The sequence below is a fragment of the Micromonospora cathayae genome, assembly GCF_028993575.1.
GTDB classification, from domain to species: domain Bacteria; phylum Actinomycetota; class Actinomycetes; order Mycobacteriales; family Micromonosporaceae; genus Micromonospora; species Micromonospora cathayae.
This window is the reverse complement of the sequence record NZ_CP118615.1, coordinates 1,284,232-1,302,096: the sequence shown is the minus strand read 5'-3', so window position 1 is coordinate 1,302,096 and position 17,865 is coordinate 1,284,232. Positions and strand designations below refer to the sequence as shown.

The 17,865-nt window shown below is 72.2% G+C and carries 16 protein-coding genes; 9 read left to right on the top strand and 7 right to left on the bottom strand.

Going from position 1 to position 17,865, the window contains the following annotated elements; genetic code table 11:
- The first annotated feature begins 629 nt into the window (after positions 1–629).
- From rpsF to rplI, 4 genes are all read left to right on the top strand, one after another.
- Positions 630–920, top strand: a complete 291-nt coding sequence (rpsF, locus tag PVK37_RS06045) for a 30S ribosomal protein S6 (RefSeq protein WP_121397433.1) — start codon at positions 630–632, stop codon at positions 918–920.
- Between the two features lie 82 nt (positions 921–1,002).
- Positions 1,003–1,536, top strand: a complete 534-nt coding sequence (locus PVK37_RS06040) for a single-stranded DNA-binding protein (RefSeq protein WP_275032760.1) — start codon at positions 1,003–1,005, stop codon at positions 1,534–1,536.
- A 41-nt stretch (positions 1,537–1,577) separates the two neighbouring features.
- On the top strand, positions 1,578–1,817 hold the full coding sequence (rpsR, locus tag PVK37_RS06035; protein WP_013289355.1) for a 30S ribosomal protein S18: 240 nt from the start codon (positions 1,578–1,580) through the stop codon (positions 1,815–1,817).
- Positions 1,818–1,831: 14 nt separating this feature from the next.
- Entirely contained in the window at positions 1,832–2,281 is a 450-nt protein-coding gene (rplI, locus tag PVK37_RS06030) for a 50S ribosomal protein L9 (protein WP_275032748.1), read from the top strand.
- A gap of 47 nt (positions 2,282–2,328) precedes the next feature.
- Here rplI and PVK37_RS06025 read toward each other — a convergent pair whose 3' ends face one another.
- Positions 2,329–3,030 (bottom strand): hypothetical protein, encoded by a 702-nt coding sequence (locus PVK37_RS06025; protein ID WP_275032747.1) that lies wholly within the window; start codon positions 3,028–3,030, stop codon positions 2,329–2,331.
- Between the two features lie 1,791 nt (positions 3,031–4,821).
- Here PVK37_RS06025 and PVK37_RS06020 point away from each other — a divergent pair.
- On the top strand, positions 4,822–7,488 hold the full coding sequence (locus tag PVK37_RS06020) for a replicative DNA helicase (RefSeq protein WP_341483440.1): 2,667 nt from the start codon (positions 4,822–4,824) through the stop codon (positions 7,486–7,488).
- Between the two features lie 9 nt (positions 7,489–7,497).
- Here PVK37_RS06020 and PVK37_RS06015 read toward each other — a convergent pair whose 3' ends face one another.
- From PVK37_RS06015 to PVK37_RS05990, 6 genes are all read right to left on the bottom strand, one after another.
- The gene (locus PVK37_RS06015) at positions 7,498–8,271 is read right to left on the bottom strand and encodes a bifunctional 5,10-methylenetetrahydrofolate dehydrogenase/5,10-methenyltetrahydrofolate cyclohydrolase (protein ID WP_275034980.1); all 774 of its coding nucleotides are present in this window, start codon (positions 8,269–8,271) and stop codon (positions 7,498–7,500) included.
- A gap of 43 nt (positions 8,272–8,314) precedes the next feature.
- On the bottom strand, positions 8,315–9,040 hold the full coding sequence (locus PVK37_RS06010; protein ID WP_275032745.1) for a maleylpyruvate isomerase N-terminal domain-containing protein: 726 nt from the start codon (positions 9,038–9,040) through the stop codon (positions 8,315–8,317).
- Positions 9,041–9,151: 111 nt separating this feature from the next.
- A complete protein-coding gene (locus tag PVK37_RS06005; protein WP_275032744.1) occupies positions 9,152–9,610 on the bottom strand; it encodes a TFIIB-type zinc ribbon-containing protein in 459 nt (152 codons plus the stop codon).
- Between the two features lie 29 nt (positions 9,611–9,639).
- Positions 9,640–10,299 carry a phosphoribosyltransferase gene (locus PVK37_RS06000; RefSeq protein WP_275032743.1) on the bottom strand — a complete coding sequence of 220 codons (660 nt, stop codon included), beginning with the start codon at positions 10,297–10,299 and terminating at the stop codon, positions 9,640–9,642.
- 9 nt (positions 10,300–10,308) lie between these two features.
- Positions 10,309–11,709 (bottom strand): glycosyltransferase family 87 protein, encoded by a 1,401-nt coding sequence (locus tag PVK37_RS05995; protein WP_275032742.1) that lies wholly within the window; start codon positions 11,707–11,709, stop codon positions 10,309–10,311.
- A complete protein-coding gene (locus PVK37_RS05990; RefSeq protein ID WP_275032741.1) occupies positions 11,706–14,213 on the bottom strand; it encodes a putative bifunctional diguanylate cyclase/phosphodiesterase in 2,508 nt (835 codons plus the stop codon). The genes PVK37_RS05995 and PVK37_RS05990 overlap by 4 nt, the downstream gene beginning before the upstream one ends.
- A 694-nt stretch (positions 14,214–14,907) precedes the next feature.
- On the opposite strand from PVK37_RS05990, the gene moaC reads away from it, so the two are divergent.
- From moaC to PVK37_RS05970, 4 genes are all read left to right on the top strand, one after another.
- Positions 14,908–15,399, top strand: coding sequence for a cyclic pyranopterin monophosphate synthase MoaC (gene moaC / locus PVK37_RS05985; RefSeq protein WP_275032740.1), 492 nt, complete (start codon positions 14,908–14,910; stop codon positions 15,397–15,399).
- Positions 15,396–15,866, top strand: a complete 471-nt coding sequence (locus tag PVK37_RS05980; RefSeq protein ID WP_275032739.1) for a MogA/MoaB family molybdenum cofactor biosynthesis protein — start codon at positions 15,396–15,398, stop codon at positions 15,864–15,866. The genes moaC and PVK37_RS05980 overlap by 4 nt, the downstream gene beginning before the upstream one ends.
- A 95-nt stretch (positions 15,867–15,961) precedes the next feature.
- The gene (locus PVK37_RS05975; protein ID WP_275034979.1) at positions 15,962–17,218 is read left to right on the top strand and encodes a molybdopterin molybdotransferase MoeA; all 1,257 of its coding nucleotides are present in this window, start codon (positions 15,962–15,964) and stop codon (positions 17,216–17,218) included.
- Between the two features lie 181 nt (positions 17,219–17,399).
- Positions 17,400–17,819 (top strand): molybdenum cofactor biosynthesis protein MoaE, encoded by a 420-nt coding sequence (locus PVK37_RS05970; RefSeq protein WP_275034978.1) that lies wholly within the window; start codon positions 17,400–17,402, stop codon positions 17,817–17,819.
- Positions 17,820–17,865: the final 46 nt, after the last annotated feature.

Here is a 17,865-nt window from a genome sequence, read left to right as displayed (position 1 = left end):
CCCGCCGGGCGTCACCCGGGTCGATGGCGGTCGTTTACCTGGTGAAGGTCGATGGCCCGGTGGTGACGGTCATGGGGCCGCATGCGTGGCGCGGGATCCGTGGCGTCTTCCGCCGTCCGGCTCGTTCCGGTCGGAGGGTGGATGGACCACCAGGAGATCGGGCACCACACTAAAACGACCATTTACCTCATCAGATGCCAACAGCTGATGTAGCGTCTGATAACAACACGATATAGCTCCGCGGGGCGCTCACGATCCAATCTCATCGGTGTGGTCGTTCCTCCCCAGGTCCCACCCAAAGAATGCGGACGGGGTGCCCCGCGGTCCCGTGGACAGGGCCCGTTCCCAGTGCGTACGACGCCGGGAGCGGGCCCTGGCTCCGTCGGTCGCACCGTCGTCGGTACGCCGACCCCGTGGCGGACGGCGGTGGCCCGGACGGCTGCACGCGGCACGCTCCGCCCGACCGCACGCGGCACGCTCCGGCCAACGCCGGCATGATCCTCTGGACCGGGTATCCTGGTCCGGTTGTCCGCCGCCGGCCGGGTCCCCCCGGTCCGGAGCGGGCCGCGACGCAGACCTCCTGCCACGGAAGGACCGTGGCCGCCTAGCCCACAGGAGGTGAGTACGTCTTGCGTCATTACGAAGTCATGGTGATCCTCGACCCCAGTCTCGAGGAGCGCACCGTCGCCCCGTCGCTCGACACGTACCTGAACGTGATCCGGACCGCGGGTGGCTCGGTGGAGAAGACCGACGTGTGGGGCCGCCGGCGCCTCGCGTACGAGATCAACAAGAAGGCCGAAGGCATCTACGCCGTCATCGACCTGCAGGCCACGCCTGCTGCGGTGGCCGAGCTGGACCGTCAGCTGCGGCTCAACGAGTCCGTGCTGCGCACCAAGGTCATCCGGCCGGAGATGCGCTAAGCATTCAACCCGGTTCGTCCGGATCAACCTCGTCGATCGGATTGTCGTACGGCTCTGCGAGCCTGGGCACCGAGACTGACGAGTGTGCGAGGAGATGGTCATGGCAGGAGACACCACCATCACGGTCATCGGCAACCTGACCGATGACCCCGAACTGCGTTTCACTCCCTCGGGCGCGGCGGTCGCCAAGTTCCGGGTCGCCTCGACGCCCCGGTTCCTGGACAAGGCCTCCGGCGAGTGGAAGGACGGCGAGCCGCTCTTCCTCGCGTGCACCGTCTGGCGGCAGGTCGCCGAGCACGTCGCCGAGTCGCTCCAGCGGGGCGCCCGGGTGATCGTGTCCGGCCGGCTGCGGCAGCGGTCGTACGAGACCCGCGAGGGCGAGAAGCGCACCGTCATCGAACTCGAGGTCGACGAGATCGGCCCGTCGCTGCGCTACGCCACGGCAAAGGTGCAGAAGATGTCCCGCTCCGGCGGCGGTGGCGGCGGCTTCGGTGGCGGCGGTGGTGGTGGCCAGGGCGGCGGCGGAGGCAACTTCGACGACCCCTGGGCATCGGCCGCGCCCGCCCCCTCGCGTGGTTCGGGCGGCGGAAACTTCGACGAGGAGCCCCCGTTCTAATGGCGCAGAGCGCCCGCGATCGCAAACCAGGAGCCCGAGCAATGGCTAAGGCTGCGGCACTTCGCAAGCCGAAGAAGAAGGTGAACCCGCTCGACAAGGACGGGATCACCTACATCGACTACAAGGACACCGCGCTGCTGCGGAAGTTCATCTCCGACCGCGGCAAGATCCGCGCTCGGCGGGTGACCGGCGTCACCTCGCAGCAGCAGCGCCAGATCGCCCGTGCGGTCAAGAACGCCCGTGAGATGGCGCTCCTGCCGTACACGGCCACCACCCGCTGAGAGGAGGCACCGAAATGAAGATCATCCTGACTCAGGAGGTGTCCGGTCTCGGTGCCCCCGGCGACATCATCGAGGTCAAGGACGGCTACGGCCGTAACTACCTGCTTCCGCAGGGCTTCGCGATCGCCTGGAGCAAGGGTGCGGAGAAGCAGGTCACGGTCATCAAGCGGGCCCGCTCGGCCCGCGAGATCCGCGACCTCGGCCACGCCAACGAGGTGAAGGACCAGCTCGAGGGTCTCAAGGTCAGCCTGAAGGCCCGCGCCGGTGACGGTGGCCGGCTCTTCGGCTCGGTCACCCCGGCCGAGATCGTCGACGCCGTCCGGGCGGCCGGTGGCCCGGCCCTCGACCGGCGTCGGCTCGAGGTGCCCGGCACCATCAAGTCGCTCGGCTCGTACCCGGTGCGGATCAAGCTGCACCCGGAGGTCACGGCCAAGTTCGACCTGAACGTGGTGCAGAGCAAGTAACACCCGTGCGAGGGGCCCGTACCGACCGGTGCGGGCCCCTCGGCGTGTCAGCCGATGGGTTCGCCGGTCACCACACTGATCAGCACCGTGGACAGACCACCACCGACCACCGCCGACGCCAACGCCGTCGAGGCCGCCCGCCAGGTCGTCCCGACCTGACGCAACAGCATCGCCACCACCAGGCTCGTCACCAACGCCAACCCGAACCGGGGACCACCGGCGACGAACGAACCGATCGCATGGGCCCGGGGCGAGTCACACCCCCCACCGGTCAGATCGGTCACGCAACCGGCCGGTGCCTGTCCACTCAGGGTGAGTAGCCAGACGAAGAGCGCCACCGCCGGCAGCACGTAGCAGGCGACCGTGTAGACCAACGGACGTACGGTCCCGACCGGATCCGGATCGAGCAGGTCCTCCTCGATCCGCCGGGCCCGCCGCCCGGCGGACACCGTCGACACCGGCGCCGGACGGCGACGTGACACCGACGCCGGGCCACCCGACACCGCTGAACTCTCGGCCGGGGCGACGGCCTCCGCCGCCACGGACCGCTGACGTGGTACGGCCGGGGACGCCGACCAGCCGGCCACCGCCGGTGAGCGTGGAGCCGACGAGGGCGTCTCCATCCAGCGCGGATCGTCACCGGCGAGCCGGGTGCCCGACCAGAAGCCCTCGTCGCGCTCCGGCCAGGGCCAGCCCGCCGGCTCCGCGCCACCGTCCCACCGTCCGCTGTCATCCCACGGCCGCGGCACCGGACCGTGCCATCCTCCCGGTACGGGATCGTCCCCCCGCCGCGGTGCGGCACCGTCCCACCTCGGCCGGGGTGCCGGACCGTGCCAGGTTGGTGACGTGCTGTCGTCCCCGGCCGGCGACACGGAACCGTGCCCCGGTGACGGGACGCTGCCGTCCCCGGCCGGCGCGTAACCGCCCCACGACCGCTGTGCGGCCTCGTCCCCGACCGGTGCCGCCGGATCAACCCACGCCCCTGGCGCGGCGTCGTCATCGGCCCATGTACGTGGCGCGGGGTCGTCATCGGCCCATGTACGTGGCGCGGCGTCGGCGTCGGCCCATGCCCGTGGCGCGACGTCGTCCCACTGCCCGGTGTCGGTGAACCGGTCCCACTGGCCGGTGTTCTCCCACCCGCCGGCGGCCGGCCGGTGGTCCCACACGTGCAGACCCGACGCGTCCCACGGGTCGACCGCAGGCGGCGGGACGGCCGGATCGACCGGGCCGCCCCGGTGCCGGGATCTCCGGGCCGACCCGACGCCGGTGTCATCGGACCAGGACACGTCAGCCGCCCGTCGATTCCGTCGGCTCGTCCGGGACGCCTCCGTCCCGTCAGCGACGAACCCGGCCGCCTCCGCCCGGTCACCGGCTGCCCCGGTTGCCCCGGCCTCGTCCGGGCCGGTGACGGCCGGCTGGGATTCGGGAGTACCCGACCAGACCACCCGGGGGCGCGGTGACGGCGGCCGCCGACGCCTGCTGGTGCCCGGACCTGTGGGGTCAGCCGGCTCGTCCGTGGCGCGACGACTGCCCACGTACCCCTGCTCGGCGGCGGATCCGGCGAGCCGCCACTCCCGGGTGTGTTCGGACCCGCCGACGCCGCTGGTCGGCCCCTCGTGGCCGCTGGCCGGCAGGTCGTGGCCGCTGCCGGGCAGTCCGTGACCAGGACCGCTGGTCGGCAGTCCGTGGCCGCTGGTCGGCAGTCCGTGGCCGCTGGTCGGCAGTCCGTGACCGGCACCGCTGGTCGGCAGGTCGCGGCCGCTGCCTGGCAGGTCGCGGCCGGCACCGCTGCTCGGGGTCTCGTGCCAGCTGGTCGTCTCGGTCACCCGACGCCAGGTGCGGGTGGTCTCGGTCGTTCGCCAAGCCAGGTCGGCCCGGGCCGACTCGTCGTCGTCCGCCCCGGCCTCGTGCCGGTGCCGGCCCGCACCCGACTCCGCCGCCCAGTGGGGCAGGTAGTCGTCGGACGGTTCCTGCTGGCCACGCTCGGCCGCCCGCCGTCGGCTCCGGGTCCGGTAGCCCTCCGGGGACCGTGAGTACGGCTCGACCGGGCGGTCGCCGGAACCATCCCACGGGGAGGTCGGCGGACGCTCGCGCGGGCTGGACTCCCCGCGCTCCCAGTCCCGGTAACTCACGGCCGGAGCGTGACCCCTCTCAACCAGAAGTGCAATCCTCCGCACAGGTGGAAGTCGATGCTCGCGATACTACGGGACGTCAACCGGGCCAACCGGGCAAGAAAATCTTCCTCCACAGGCTGTGCACCGTGTTTTCGCAGCTCACGACCGATGTGAGCCTGATTACTCATGAGTTATCCACAACTTGTGCACAAGCTGCGCACAACCCTGGGCCCACTGTCCACAGGTTGTCCCGAGGCTCGTCCACCGGGTTGCTTGAGCCGCTTACCTCGGGTTCCGTAGGGTTGGCCCCCGACCGGCCGCACGATGGCCCCCGATCGCCGGACCGGTCGGCGGCCAACCGCCACACCGGCGGCAGCCGGACCGGATCCGACGCGGAGGGGGGAGCCGGTGTCGGTCACCGACGACATGCGAACAGAGCCACGGGCCGGTGGACAGTCGGCCGCTCCGGCACAGCGGGACGGGCAGTTCGACAAGACCCCGCCCCAGGACGTCGCCGCCGAGCAGTGCGTCCTCGGCGGCATGCTGCTGTCCAAGGACGCCATCGCCGACGTCGTGGAGATCCTCAAGTCGCACGACTTCTACCGGCCCATCCACACCACGATCTTCGACACGATCCTGGAGATCTACGGCCGGGGCGAACCCGCCGACTCGATCACCGTCGCGGCAGCCCTGGCCGACTCCGGCGACCTGGTCCGGGTCGGTGGTGCGCCCTACCTGCACACCCTGATCGCCAGCGTGCCCACCGCCGCGAACGCCGCCTACTACGCGCGAATCGTGGCCGAACGGGCCGTGCTCCGGCGGCTGGTCGAGGCCGGCACCCGGATCGTCCAGCTCGGTTACGGTACCGCCGCCGGCGGCAGTCGGGACGTCGACGACATCGTCGACCTGGCCCAGCAGGCCGTCTACGACGTCACCGAGAAGCGGGTCAGCGAGGACTTCGCCGTCCTGGCCGACATGCTCCAGCCCACCCTCGACGAGATCGAGGCGGTGGGCGCGCAGGGCGGCGTGATGACCGGCGTACCGACCGGCTTCTCCGATCTGGACCGGCTCCTCAACGGCCTGCACCCGGGTCAGTTGATCATTGTTGCTGGAAGACCTGGTCTGGGGAAATCCACAGCTAGTATGGATTTCGCCCGAAATGCTGCCATTCGCGCCAATCAGGCCGCTGCCATCTTCTCGCTGGAAATGAGCAAGGTCGAGATCGTCATGCGGCTGCTCTCGGCCGAGGCCCGGGTGCCGCTGCACGTCCTCCGCAGCGGTCAGCTCTCCGACGACGACTGGACCAAGCTGGCCCGCTGCATGGGCGAGATCAGCGAAGCGCCGCTCTTCGTCGACGACACGCCGAGCATGAACCTGATGGAGATCCGGGCCAAGGCGCGACGGCTCAAGCAGAAGCACGACCTCAAGATGATCGTGGTCGACTATCTCCAGCTGATGACCTCGCCGAAACGGACCGAGAGCCGACAGCAGGAGGTCGCGGACCTGTCCCGGGGGCTCAAGCTGCTCGCCAAGGAGGTCGAGTGCCCGGTCATCGCGGTGAGCCAGCTGAACCGTGGCCCCGAGCAACGTACCGACAAGCGACCGCAACTATCTGATCTGCGCGAGTCGGGTTGCCTGACAGCGGAGACGCGGTTGATCCGTGCCGACGACAACTCGGAGGTGACGCTCGGGGAGCTGCTCGCCAGCGGGGCACGGGACGTTCCGGTATGGGCGCTGGACGAGAAGTTGAAGTACACCCCCCGGACGATGACGCATGTCTTCCCGAGTGGGCGTCGGGAGGTCTTCCGGATGACGCTGGCCTCGGGCAAGCAGATCGACGCGACCGCCAACCACCCGTTCCTCACCTTCGGCGGTTGGCTTGCGCTCGGTGAGTTGACCGCCGGCGCCCGGATCGCTGCTCCTCGGCACATTCCGCCACCGTTGGCCACCCGACCGTGGCCGGAGTCCGAGATCGTGATGCTGGCGCATCTGCTCGGGGACGGGTCGTTCGTACGTCGCCAGCCCATCCGGTACGCGAGCGTCGACGAACTGAACCTGCAGGCCGTGACCGAGGCGGCCAAACACTTCGGCATCTCGGCCATCCGCGACGACTACGCGGCCGCTCGCGTGACGACGTTGCGGCTACCGGCGCCGTACCGGCTGGCCAGGGGACGACGGAATCCCATCGCCGAGTGGCTCGACACGCTGGGCCTGTTCGGGCTCCGATCGCATGAGAAGTTCATTCCACAACCGGTGTTCGGACTCCCCAAGGATCAGATCACCATCTTCCTCCGCCATCTCTGGGCAACCGACGGTTCGGTCTGTGTCAACAAGTCGGGTCGCGGGGGGCGGATCTACTTTGGCTCGACGAGTCGCCGCATGCTGGAGGATGTCTCGCGACTGTTGCTGAGGTACGGCATCAGTGCACGGCTCGGAACGGTGCCGGTGGCCCGCCACCGGCCCCAGTACACGCTCGACATCTCGGGACGGGACGACCAGCTCCGGTTCCTGCGGGAAATCGGCGTGCACGGTGCGCGCTCGACCAACTGTGCGAACCTTCTCGGCTCTCTCGAAAGGATGGAGAGCAACACCAACGTCGACACGGTGCCACGGGAAGTGTGGACGCGGGTACGGGAGGTGCTGGTCGAGCGGAAGATGAGTCATCGCGAGTTCGCTGCAGCAATTGGCACCGAGTTCTGCGGCAGTACGCTCTGGAAGCATTCACCCAGCCGTTCCAGACTTGCAGAGATCGCCGCTGTACTGGATGCGGCAGATCTGGACCTGCATGCCACCAACGACATCTTCTGGGACGAGGTCGTCTCGATCGAGTCCATCGGTAGTCATGACGTCTATGACGCGACGGTCATGGGAACCCACAACTTCATCGCCAACGGGATCGCCACGCACAACTCGATCGAGCAGGATGCTGACGTGGTGATCCTTCTGCACCGAGATGATTACTACGACAAGGAGTCACCCCGGGCCGGGGAGGCGGACTTTATTGTTGCCAAGCATCGTAATGGACCGACCGACACGGTGACCGTCGCGGCCCAACTCCACCTTTCCCGATTCGTGGACATGGCGATCGTCTGACGTACCCGGTCAGTCCACACCGAGCTGGCGGGCCGCCGCCTGTACCGTCTGGGCCAGCAGCACGGCGATGGTCATCGGTCCGACCCCGCCCGGTACCGGCGTGATCAGGCCGGCCCGGTCGCGGACCGACGCGACGTCGACGTCGCCGACCCCGCCCGGGTGGTAGCCGGCGTCCACCACCACGGCGCCCGGCTTGACGTCCGAGCCGGTGATGAATCCCGGGCGGCCGACCGCCGCGACCAGGACGTCGGCCCCCCGGGTGATCGCCGACAGGCCGACCGTCCGCGAGTGGCAGTAGGTGACGGTGGCGTCCCGGGCGAGCAGCAGCATGCCCGCCGGGCGGCCCAGGATGGCGCTGCGGCCCACCACGACGGCGTGCCGGCCGGTCAGGTCGACCTGGTACTCGTCGAGCAACCGGAGGATGCCACCCGGCGTACAGGACACGAAGCCGGGCCGCCCGAACGCCATCGCGGCGAACGAGTGCCCGGTCACCCCGTCCACGTCCTTCTGCGGGGCGATGGCCTCGAAGGCGGCGCGTTCGTCCAGGTGCGGCCCGACCGGGTGCTGGAGCAGGATGCCGTGCACCTTGGGGTCGCTTGAGAGGGAGACGATCACCTCGACCAGGCGGTCCGTGGTGATGGACGACGGCAGGGGCACGTGCCGGGAGTCGATCCCGGCCTGCGCGCAACGGTTGCGCTTCATCCGGACGTACGTCACCGAGGCCGGGTCGTCGCCGACCAGCACGGTCGCCAGGCACGGGGTCGTGCCGGTGCGTCGGCGCAGGTCGGCGGCGTCCGCGGCCCGGCCGGGGAGAGCGGTCCACCAGCTAGCCCAGCAGGGGGAACGCGCCGGCCGCCGCGCCCAGTTCCGCGCGGTCGTGGTCGGTCAGCGGGAGCCGACCGGCCGCCTTCAGCAGGTACTCGTCCCCGGTCCACCGGGCGGGGCGGGCCGCGTCGACGCCGAGCAGACCGTCCATCGTCGCGGTCGCCACGGACCGGGCCAGCGGGCCGGGGCCGGGCGCGGTGGGCAGGTCCAGGACGAGATCGAGGTGGTGCAGTACCGCCTCGGTGGTCAGGGTGGCGAGGAAGTCCGCGACCCGTAGGACGTGTCCCTGGGTGGTGACGAAGGCCGTCGGGTCGGCGGCGGCAGCCGCCCGTACGGCAGCCGGGGCGGTGTCGGACCAGACCCGGACGACGCCGCCGGGGCGTTCGAAGGCGGCGGCGGACCGACGGACCCACCAGGCGTGCCGGCGGGCCAGGTCGTCGGTGTCACCGCCGCGTGGGGCGGGGCGTCGGGTGGAGGCGAAACCGGAGCCGGCCGGGAAGTCGCGCCAGTACCCGACGTGGTCGGTGTCGGCCGGGCCGTCGGCCGGGCTGGCCAGGGTGACCAGCGCGCGTTGGGCGTCGCCGGTCAGGTGCAGGAGCAGGTCGACGACGAGCCAGCCCCGACAGCGGGTGGGACGTTGCAGGTCGGCATCGTCGAGTGCGCCCACGACGGCGGTGACGCCCGCGTACGCCTCGGCGAGGGCCTCGTGCTGCCGGATCTCGACCATGCCCCCAAGACTCGCATGCCCGGCGGCCGGCCGCCCGTCGGTACGGCGGTGGGGCGGGGCCTCCCCGACGCTCTCGGAGCCGTCGTGGAGGCCCCGCCCCGAACCCGTCCGTCAGTCGAAGAGTTCGCCGAGGAAGCCGTGCTGCTTCTTCTTGCGGCGGTAGTGGCCGTGGTAGCCGTAGTGCTGCTGGCCGTGCGCGGTGTGGCCGCCGTAGGCGGGCGCGGGCGCGGCCGGGTAACCGGGCGGCGGCGGGGGCGGGGGGACCGTTCCGTAGCCGGGCTGGTGGTGCGGCGCGGCACCGGGCGGGGGCGGCGGCGGGGGTACGTAACCGCCGCCGGGCGGGGCGGGAGCATGCCCCGGCGCGTGCGGTGCGGGGGCGTGTCCGGGCTGGTGCGGGGCCGGCGGGCCGGCGTTGTGCTGCTTGTTCCAGTTGGCCTCCGCCTCGAACAGCTTCTCCAGTTCGCCGCGGTCGAGGAAGATGCCCCGACACTCGCCGCACTGGTCGACGACTACTCCGCTGCGCTCGTACTGGCGCATGTCTCCGTGGCATTTGGGACAGGTGAGCTGCATCTCTCGACGGTACCCGGTGCCGGGCGCGGTCAGGAGGTCGTGGCGAGCGCCCCGGTGACCTCGTCGTCGTCGACCTCGTGGAAGTCGTCGTAGTAGCGGCTGACCGCGCTGAAGTCGGGTGGCCGCTGGGCGCAGACGACCTGGTCGGCTTCGGCGGCGAGCATCTCGTACGCCTCCTCGGAGCCGACCGGTACGGCGACCACGACCCGGCGGGCACCGAGGTGCCGGGCGACCTGGACGGCGGCGCGGGCGGTGGCGCCGGTGGCGAGGCCGTCGTCAACGACGACGGCGGTCCGGCCGGTCAGGTCCAGCGGTGGCCGGCCGGCCCGGTAGAGCTTCTCCCGGCGGTCCAGTTCGGCCTGTTCACGTCGGGTGACCTCGGCGACGTCGTCGGGGGCGAGCCGGCTGGCGATCGGGTCGTTGAGCACCCGTACGCCGCCGGGTCCGAGCGCGCCGAAGGCCACCTCGGGGGCCCACGGCATGCCGAGTTTCCGGACCACCAGCACGTCCAGGGGTACGCCGAGCCGGTCGGCGATCACCCGGGCGACCGGTACCCCACCCCGGACGAGGCCGAGCACGATGACGTCGGTCTGGCCGGTGAGCCCGCCGAGCCGGTCGGCGAGGGTGTTGCCGGCGTCGGCGCGGTCGCGGTACGTGGTGGCGTCTGGGCGGTCGCGGTACGTGGTCATGCCCTAGGTCTACGCCCTGTCGGCGGTCTCCGTCCGGTGGTCCGGCGAAGAGACGGGCGTCTCGGCGATCCGGAGGGCGGGGGCCCAGACCAGCAGGGCGATCGGGTAGAGCAGGTAGCCGAAGCGGGTGGCGGGCATCAGGGCGATCGCGGCGAGCAGCCCGTACCCGCAGATGACGGCGCTGGTGGCGGCGGTGCGCGGCGGTAGGCGCAGCAGCCGGACGGCGATGGCGAGGCCGGTGACGACCAGCAGGGCGGTGGCGATGGCCCGGCCGGCGGGCAGGCCGGTGGCGATGAGGTGGCCGGGGAGCGGGGACTGGGCGGGGCTGGTGACCAGGCCCTGGCCGAGCGGGAAGCGCAGCACGTTCTCGACCAGGGCGTCCCGGTCGACGAGCAGGGCGGGGAGCAGGGCGACGGCGGGTAGGCCGAACGCGCCGGCCGCGAACCGGCCGGTGGCCCGGCGGGTGTACGCCCAGCAGAGCAGGACCAGGGCGACCGGCCAGGCGAGGAGTTTCAGCGCGCCGGCGAGGCCGACGGCGATACCGGCCGGGCCGGGGCGGCCGGTGGCGGCGAGGGCCAGGGCGAGCAGGCAGAGGGCGAGTACGGGGAGGTCGTCGCCGCCGGTGGCGAGGGTGAGCGCGCAGATCGGCAGGACGGTGGCGGCCTGGACGGCGCGGAGCAGGGCGGGTTCGAGGCGGTCGGCCGGACCCGGTTGGCCGGCGTGGAGCAGGGCGGGGTCGAGGGCCGGTGCCCGACCGGGGCCGGTCGCGTTCCGGGTGCGTAGCACGTGCACGGCCAGCGCCAGTACGACGGCGGTGACCAGGGCGAACGCCAGCCGGGCGTCGGTCCACCAGGTGTCGAGGGCGGCCCGGGGCAGGCCGAACAGGGCCATGCCGGGCTGGTACGGGGTGTAGCCGAGGAGTTGTTCGCCGGGCGGGAGGGCGGCGATGGCGTCGGGGCCGAGGTAGGGGGTGCCGTCGTGGACGAGTCTCGCGCCGGAGTGTTCGACGACGAGGACCTCCTCCTGGGCGCGGTCGGTGCGTCCGTCGGCGCGTTGCCCGGCCTGCCAGCCGAGGGGGAGCAGGGTGGTGGTGACCCAGGTCAGGGCGGTGATCGCGGCGCGGGCGGGGGTGCCGCCGAGCGGGGTGTCCGGGCGGTGCCGGCGGGCGGCGAGCTGCCCGGCGGCGAGTACGGCGGCGGCCAGGTAGCCGAAGACCGCGATCGCGCCCCAGGCCCGGTGCGGCGGCAGGGTGGAGGTGACCGCGGTGATCCCGGCGAAGAGCGCGGAGACGGTGTAGAGGCCGAGGTCGAGGGGGAGGCCGCCGGCGGCGGTGTCGGCCCGGTGCCAGGCGTGTCGGGCGGTGGCCCAACCGCGCGGGGGCGGGCTGGCCGGCTGTCGGGCTGCGGTCACGCGGGAAAGTGTGGCAGACGGTCCGGGCGGTTCCGGCCGTTCTGTCGGCGGCCGGGGGCGAGCCGGATCACCGCACCGGCGTCGTGCAGGGGTGGGGCGAGGGTGCCGGGTCGGCCGCCGGCTCCCCGGCGGAGGGCGGCCAGGAACCGGCCGGCGGGCATCGGGCGGGCGAACAGGTGGCCCTGGCCGGCGAGGCAGCCGAGTTCCCACAGGGCGCGGCGTTGCGGTTCGCTCTCCACGCCTTCGGCGACCACGGTCAGGTCGAGGCTGCGGCCGAGGTCGAGGGTGGAGCGGATGACGGCGGTCGCCTCGGCGGAGGTTTCCATGTCGTTGACGAAGCTGCGGTCGATCTTGATTTCGTGCACCGGGATGCGGGAGAGCAGGGAGAGCGAGGAGTAGCCGGTGCCGAAGTCGTCGAGGGCGAGCCGGACGCCGGCGTCGCGGAGCCGGCCGAGCACCCGGTCGACGACGTCGAGCTGGCTGAGGGTGAGGTTCTCGGTGAGTTCCAGCATCAGCCGGTCCGGTGGCAGGTCGTGGGCGCGTAGCCGGGCGAGCACCGAGCCGGGGAAGCGGGCGTCGAGCAGGCTGCGCGGTGACACGTTGACCGCGACCGGCAGGTCGAAGCCGGCCTCGCGCCAGCTCATCAGGGCGACCAGGGCCTGGTCGAGGACGGTCTCGGCGAAGGCCGGGAGCAGGCCGGAGCGTTCCACGGCCTCCAGGAACCGGGACGGGTCGACGGTGCCGTTGGTGGGGTGGTGCCAGCGGGTGAGCGCCTCCGCGCCGACCACCTCCCCGGTGGCGAGGTCGACGATGGGCTGGAAGTGGACGGCGAACTCGTGGTCGGCGACGGCCCGGGGCAGGTCGCCGCCGAGGGTGAGCCGGCCGAGGTCGGCGGTGTCCCGGGTGGGGGTGTAGCTGGCGGTCCGTTGGCCGTTGCGTTTGGCCTGGTACATGGCGACGTCGGCGCGGCGCAGCAGTTCGGCCATGCCGCCGCTGGTCGGCGCGACGGCGATGCCGCCGCTGGCCTCGACACTGATCCGCATGCCATCCAGGTCGAACGGTTCGCGCAGGGCGGCGAGCAGGGTCTCGGTGCGGTGCGCGGCCACCGCCGGGGCGGGAAGACCGCGCAGCAGGACGGCGAACTCGTCACCGCCGAGCCGGGCGACCAGGTCGTCGTGGTGGGCGGCGTCGCGTAGCCGGGCGGCCACCTGGACCAGGACGCGGTCCCCGGCGGCGTGGCCGAGGGTGTCGTTGATCTCCTTGAAGTGGTTCAGGTCGATCAGGGCCAGCGCGGTGACGCCGTCGGCGTGCCGGCCCTCGAGTTGGGCGCTGCCCTGGTCGAGCAGGTGCCGCCGGTTGGCCAGGCCGGTGAGGGCGTCGTGGGTGGCGGCGTGCGCGTGGTCGGCGGCGACCCGGGCCAGTTCGGCGTACGCCTGCGCGTTGCGGACCGCGGTGCACAGGGCCGAGGCGAAGGTACGCAGGGTGTACTGCTCGCGCTCGGAGAGGCGGACCGGGCCGCGGAACCGCAGTCGCAGGATGCCGATGTCGAGGGTGCGGTCGTGTCCTTCGAGCGGGATGGGGATGACCGACCCGTCCACGGTGGGCCGGTCGCCGGCGGGTGGGCCGTCGTAGCTGATCGTGGTGCTGCTGCCGCGTACGCTGCGTGGCCCGTCGTGGAGTTCGATCTCCACCTCGTCGGCGGAGAAGAGTTCGGCGGCCTGGGTGACGGCGGTGGTCAGCACCTGGTCGAGGTCGACGGAGTTGAGCGCGTCGGTGGTGCGGGCGAGCCGCTGCCACGCCTGCTGTTCGGTGCGGGTCTGGATGCGGTGCGAGTAGGCCAGGTGCAGGCTGATCACCAGTGGTGGCAGGGCCAGCAGCAGGCGGGTGTCGGCGTGGATGATGACCAGGGTGGCGAGGGCGACCGCGAACCGGACCGCGAAGCCGGTGAGGCGCAGGTCCAGGTTGCTGCGGAACTGCCGGGAGACGCGGGTGCGGGAGGCGAGCGCGATCACCGGGATGGCGAGCAGGTCGTCGACGAGGGCGGCGGCGAGGTAGGCGACGGCCAGCGGGACGACGAGGCCGGTCAGTTCGGCCGGCGGCCAGGACCAGTCCAGGACGGCCAGGACGAGGCCGGCGGTGCCGGCGACGAGTACGTTCTTGCCGATACCGAACGCCATCTTGATGGCCGGCAGCTTCAGCGACCCCAGGGCGACACCGAGCCCGGTGCAGACGATCACCCACGGTGTGGGTGCGATCGCCACACCGATGATGATTGCCGTTTCGTTCCAGCTGATCGAATGGGTGGTGGAACGGATACGAATTCTGGCTTTCGTCGAGCTGCTGACGAAGACCATGAAGGTGAGCATCACCAGCATCGCGACGTCGCTGGCGGAGGTCGGCAGCCGGGTAGCCGCGGCGATGCCGACCGCGATCGTCTCGACGAGGAGGGCCAGCACGACGACGAGACCGACAAGCAGACGGAGCTGCTGATCGGTCTCATTCACGCGTCGCCTGAGAAGGGTCACCGTACTTCCCCGGGGTTCGCTGGCGCGTGCAGCGTACCGCAGGGGAACGTCGCTTCCGCGGTTTCATTCACTCCCACTCGCTGCCACGCATGGCCCCGTTCCCTTCTGCCACCCGGGCCCTCTCCGGGGCCCGTCGCCGCTTGGTCTACCAGCAGCGTAGGGGAAGGTATGGCCATTTCAGCACGATAAATGTCGCTATATGCAATATTAGTTAAGAGTAAGGTCTTTTGTTACGTTCTGTCTAACTCATCAATGCGGAGCGAGGTGATCTGCTTTCGCTCCGCATTCGATAGGTCGCCCGATGCTGCCGAATGGGGGATAGCGGATCGGTTCTCTCGGGCCACTCCTTCGGGCGAACGGCCGGGAACCCTCCGCTGTCGCGGTCGACCGGGTCGTCCGGGTGTCAATGGTCGTCATTGCCGCGCCCCTGATCCCGGTGAATGGCCAAGGTGCGGAGAGTGACGGGCGCGGTCGGTTGGCGTGGTCGGGCGGACGCCGGTCGCCGACGAACTCCCGCGACATCCTGAGGAAATTCAACGGCATTCGGGAAGCCTGATGCAACCGACGGTCCGGCGCGAATCGGTCCCCTTCCGGTCGGCGGTGACCGGAAGTGGTCGAACGGAATCGTGGTGTGACGTTCCGGTGCTCCCGGCCGGAAAGATAGGCTCCCCCCGTGACCGAACCCGCGCAGTTGACGCATCTCGATCCGGCGGGTGCCGCCCGCATGGTCGACGTATCGGCCAAGCAGGTCTCCGGCCGCCGGGCCGTCGCGGCCGGCCGGCTGCGGACCACCCCCGAAGTGATCGGGCTGCTCCGCCGGGACGGCCTGCCCAAGGGCGACGCGCTCGCCGTCGGGCGGCTCGCCGGCATCATGGGCGCCAAGCGCACCCCGGAGCTGATCCCGCTCTGCCACCCCATCGCCCTGCACGGGGTGACCGTCGACTTCGCGCTGACCGACGACACGGTGGAGATCACCGCCACGGCGAAGACGGCCGACCGGACCGGGGTCGAGATGGAGGCGCTCACCGCCGTCGCCACCGCCGGGCTCGCCCTGGTCGACATGGTCAAGGCCGTCGATCCGGCGGCCTCCGTCGACGCGGTACGCGTACTGCGCAAGGAGGGCGGGAAGACCGGCGACTGGCACCGGCCCGAGGACCGGCCGTGATCCGGGCCCGGGTGATCGTGGCGTCCAACCGGGCCGCCGCCGGGGTGTACGCCGACACCAGTGGACCACTGCTCGTCGCCGGCCTGCGCGAGCTGGGCTGTGTGGTCGACGAACCGGTCGTGGTGCCCGACGGCGAACCGGTCGGTACGGCGTTGCGGGCCGCCGTCGCCGACGGCGTCGACGTGGTGCTGACCAGCGGGGGCACCGGGGTCACCCCGACCGACCGCACCCCGGACGTCACCCGGGCCGTGCTCGACCACGAGATCCCCGGCATCGCCGAGGCGATCCGGGCACACAGCCGGGCCGCCGTCCCCACCGCGGTGCTCTCCCGAGGGCTCGCCGGGGTGGCGGGTCGCACGCTGGTGGTGAACCTCCCCGGCTCGACCGGCGGGGCCCGGGACGGTCTCGCCGTGCTCGGCCCGATCCTGCGGCACACGGTCGACCAACTCCGTGGCGGCGACCACTGACCCGGGCAGGTCGCTGACCGAAGGTGACCGCACGACGGAAGGACGTCGCCCCGGCCGTACCCCGCTAGGGTGGGGCCGTGACCGTGAGGAGTGAGCTGCCCGGGGCCGACGCCGCCGTGGATCCGGCCGCCGCGCCGCCGCCGGCCGGCTGGGAAGAGGCCCGGTCCCGGGTGTACGCGGTCGGGCTCGCCGCCGCGCTCCCCGTCGTGGACCGCCCCCTAGCCGAGACCGACGGCCACACCCTCGCCGCGCCGCTGGCCCCCCGCACCGACCTGCCGGCCTTCCCGACCTCCAGCGTCGACGGCTGGGCGGTCCGTGGCCCGGGGCCGTGGCGGGTCGTCGGTCGGGTCCTCGCCGGCGGTACGCCGGAGCCGTTGACCGGGGACGGCACCACGGTCGAGATCGCCACCGGCGCGATGGTGCCCGAGGGCGCGTCGGCCATCCTGCGCGTCGAGGAGTCCACCCGCACCGGCGACGACCGGATCGCCGGCACCCCCCGACCGGCCCCGGAATGGCGGCTGCCCGGTGAGGAGGCGCGGGCCGGCGAGGAACTCCTGCCGGCGGGCACCCCGGTCGACCCGGCGCTGATCGGTCTGGCCGCCTCCTGCGGGTACGACTCCCTCCCGGTCCGCCGACCGCCCCGCGCGGCGCTGCTGGTCTTCGGCGACGAACTGCTCACCTCCGGCCCACCCGGTGCCGGCCGGGTCCGCGACGCGCTCGGCCCGGCGGTGCCGGCCTGGCTGCGTCGGTACGGCTGCCAGGTGCGCGCCGCTGACGTGACCGGCCCGGTCGCCGACACCCTGCCGGCCCACGTGGCCGCGCTACGGCAGGCGGTGGCCGGGGCCGACCTGGTCTGCACCACCGGTGGGACGATGCACGGGCCGGTGGACCACCTGCACCCGGCTCTCCAGGCGCTCGGCGCGGACTACGTGGTCAACACCGTCGCGGTCCGACCCGGTTTCCCGATGCTGCTGGCCCGGCTGGTCGGTGCCGACGGCCGGGCCCGGTTCGTGGCCGGGCTGCCCGGCAACCCGCAGTCGGCGATCGTCGCGCTGGTCTCGCTGGTGGCTCCGCTGCTGGCCGGGCTCCAGGGCCGTCCGATGCCGGTGCTGCCGCACGCCACCCTGACCGAACCGATCCGGGGCCGGGGTTCCTACACGCACCTGGCGCTGGTCCGGCTGGACGTCGCGGCGGGCACCGCCCGGCCGGTCGGGCACGTCGGGTCGGCGATGCTGCGCGGGCTGGCCGGTGCCGACGGGTTCGCGGTGATCCGGCCGGACACCAGCGGGGAGGTCGGCGCACGGGTCCCGGTCGTGCCGTTGCCCCTCATGCCCGGCGAGCGGACGTGGTGACCCCGTCCGCACGGCCCCGCGCGGATGCCCCGCCGGCCGTGGCCCGCGTGGAGATTTCGCCGGCCGTGGCCCGCGCCGGAACTCTGTCGACCGGCCGGCCCCGCGCCGGGGCGGGGTGGTGCTGTCCGTCGAGGTCCACGAGGAGGTCCGGGTGAACGTCTCCACCGAGGTTCGTACGGCGGTGACCCCGGCGCTCGTCGAGGTGACCACCGGGCCGCTCGACCTCGCCGCGCACGAGGCCGCGGTGGCGGACCGGCGGGCCGGCGCGGTGGTCTCCTTCCAGGGCGTGGTCCGCGACCACGACCACGGCCGACCGGTGACCGCCCTGGAGTACGAGGGCCACCCGAGCGCCGTCGAGGTGCTCCGGGAGGTGGCCGCCGAGGTGGCCGCGGACCCGGACGTCTACGCGGTCGCCGTCTCGCACCGGATCGGGCCGCTGGAGATCGGGGACGCCGCCCTGGTGGCCGCGGTCAGTACGGCCCACCGGGCGGCGGCCTTCGCGGCCTGCGCCCGGCTGGTCGACGAGGTCAAGGCGCGGCTGCCGATCTGGAAGCGGCAGGTCTTCGCCGACGGTACCGAGGAGTGGGTCAACTGCCCCTGACCGGCAGCGCTCGCCGTCCGCCGGGCCGTGCCTCCGGGGCGACGCG

Coding starts and splice junctions, on each gene's coding strand:
- rpsR (WP_013289355.1), top strand. CDS start 1,578: ATGGCTAAGGCTGCGGCACTTCGCAAGCCGAAGAAGAAGGTGAACCCG.
- rplI (WP_275032748.1), top strand. CDS start 1,832: ATGAAGATCATCCTGACTCAGGAGGTGTCCGGTCTCGGTGCCCCCGGC.
- PVK37_RS06020 (WP_341483440.1), top strand. CDS start 4,822: ATGCGAACAGAGCCACGGGCCGGTGGACAGTCGGCCGCTCCGGCACAG.
- PVK37_RS06010 (WP_275032745.1), bottom strand. CDS start 9,040: ATGGTCGAGATCCGGCAGCACGAGGCCCTCGCCGAGGCGTACGCGGGC.
- PVK37_RS06005 (WP_275032744.1), bottom strand. CDS start 9,610: ATGCAGCTCACCTGTCCCAAATGCCACGGAGACATGCGCCAGTACGAG.
- PVK37_RS06000 (WP_275032743.1), bottom strand. CDS start 10,299: ATGACCACGTACCGCGACCGCCCAGACGCCACCACGTACCGCGACCGC.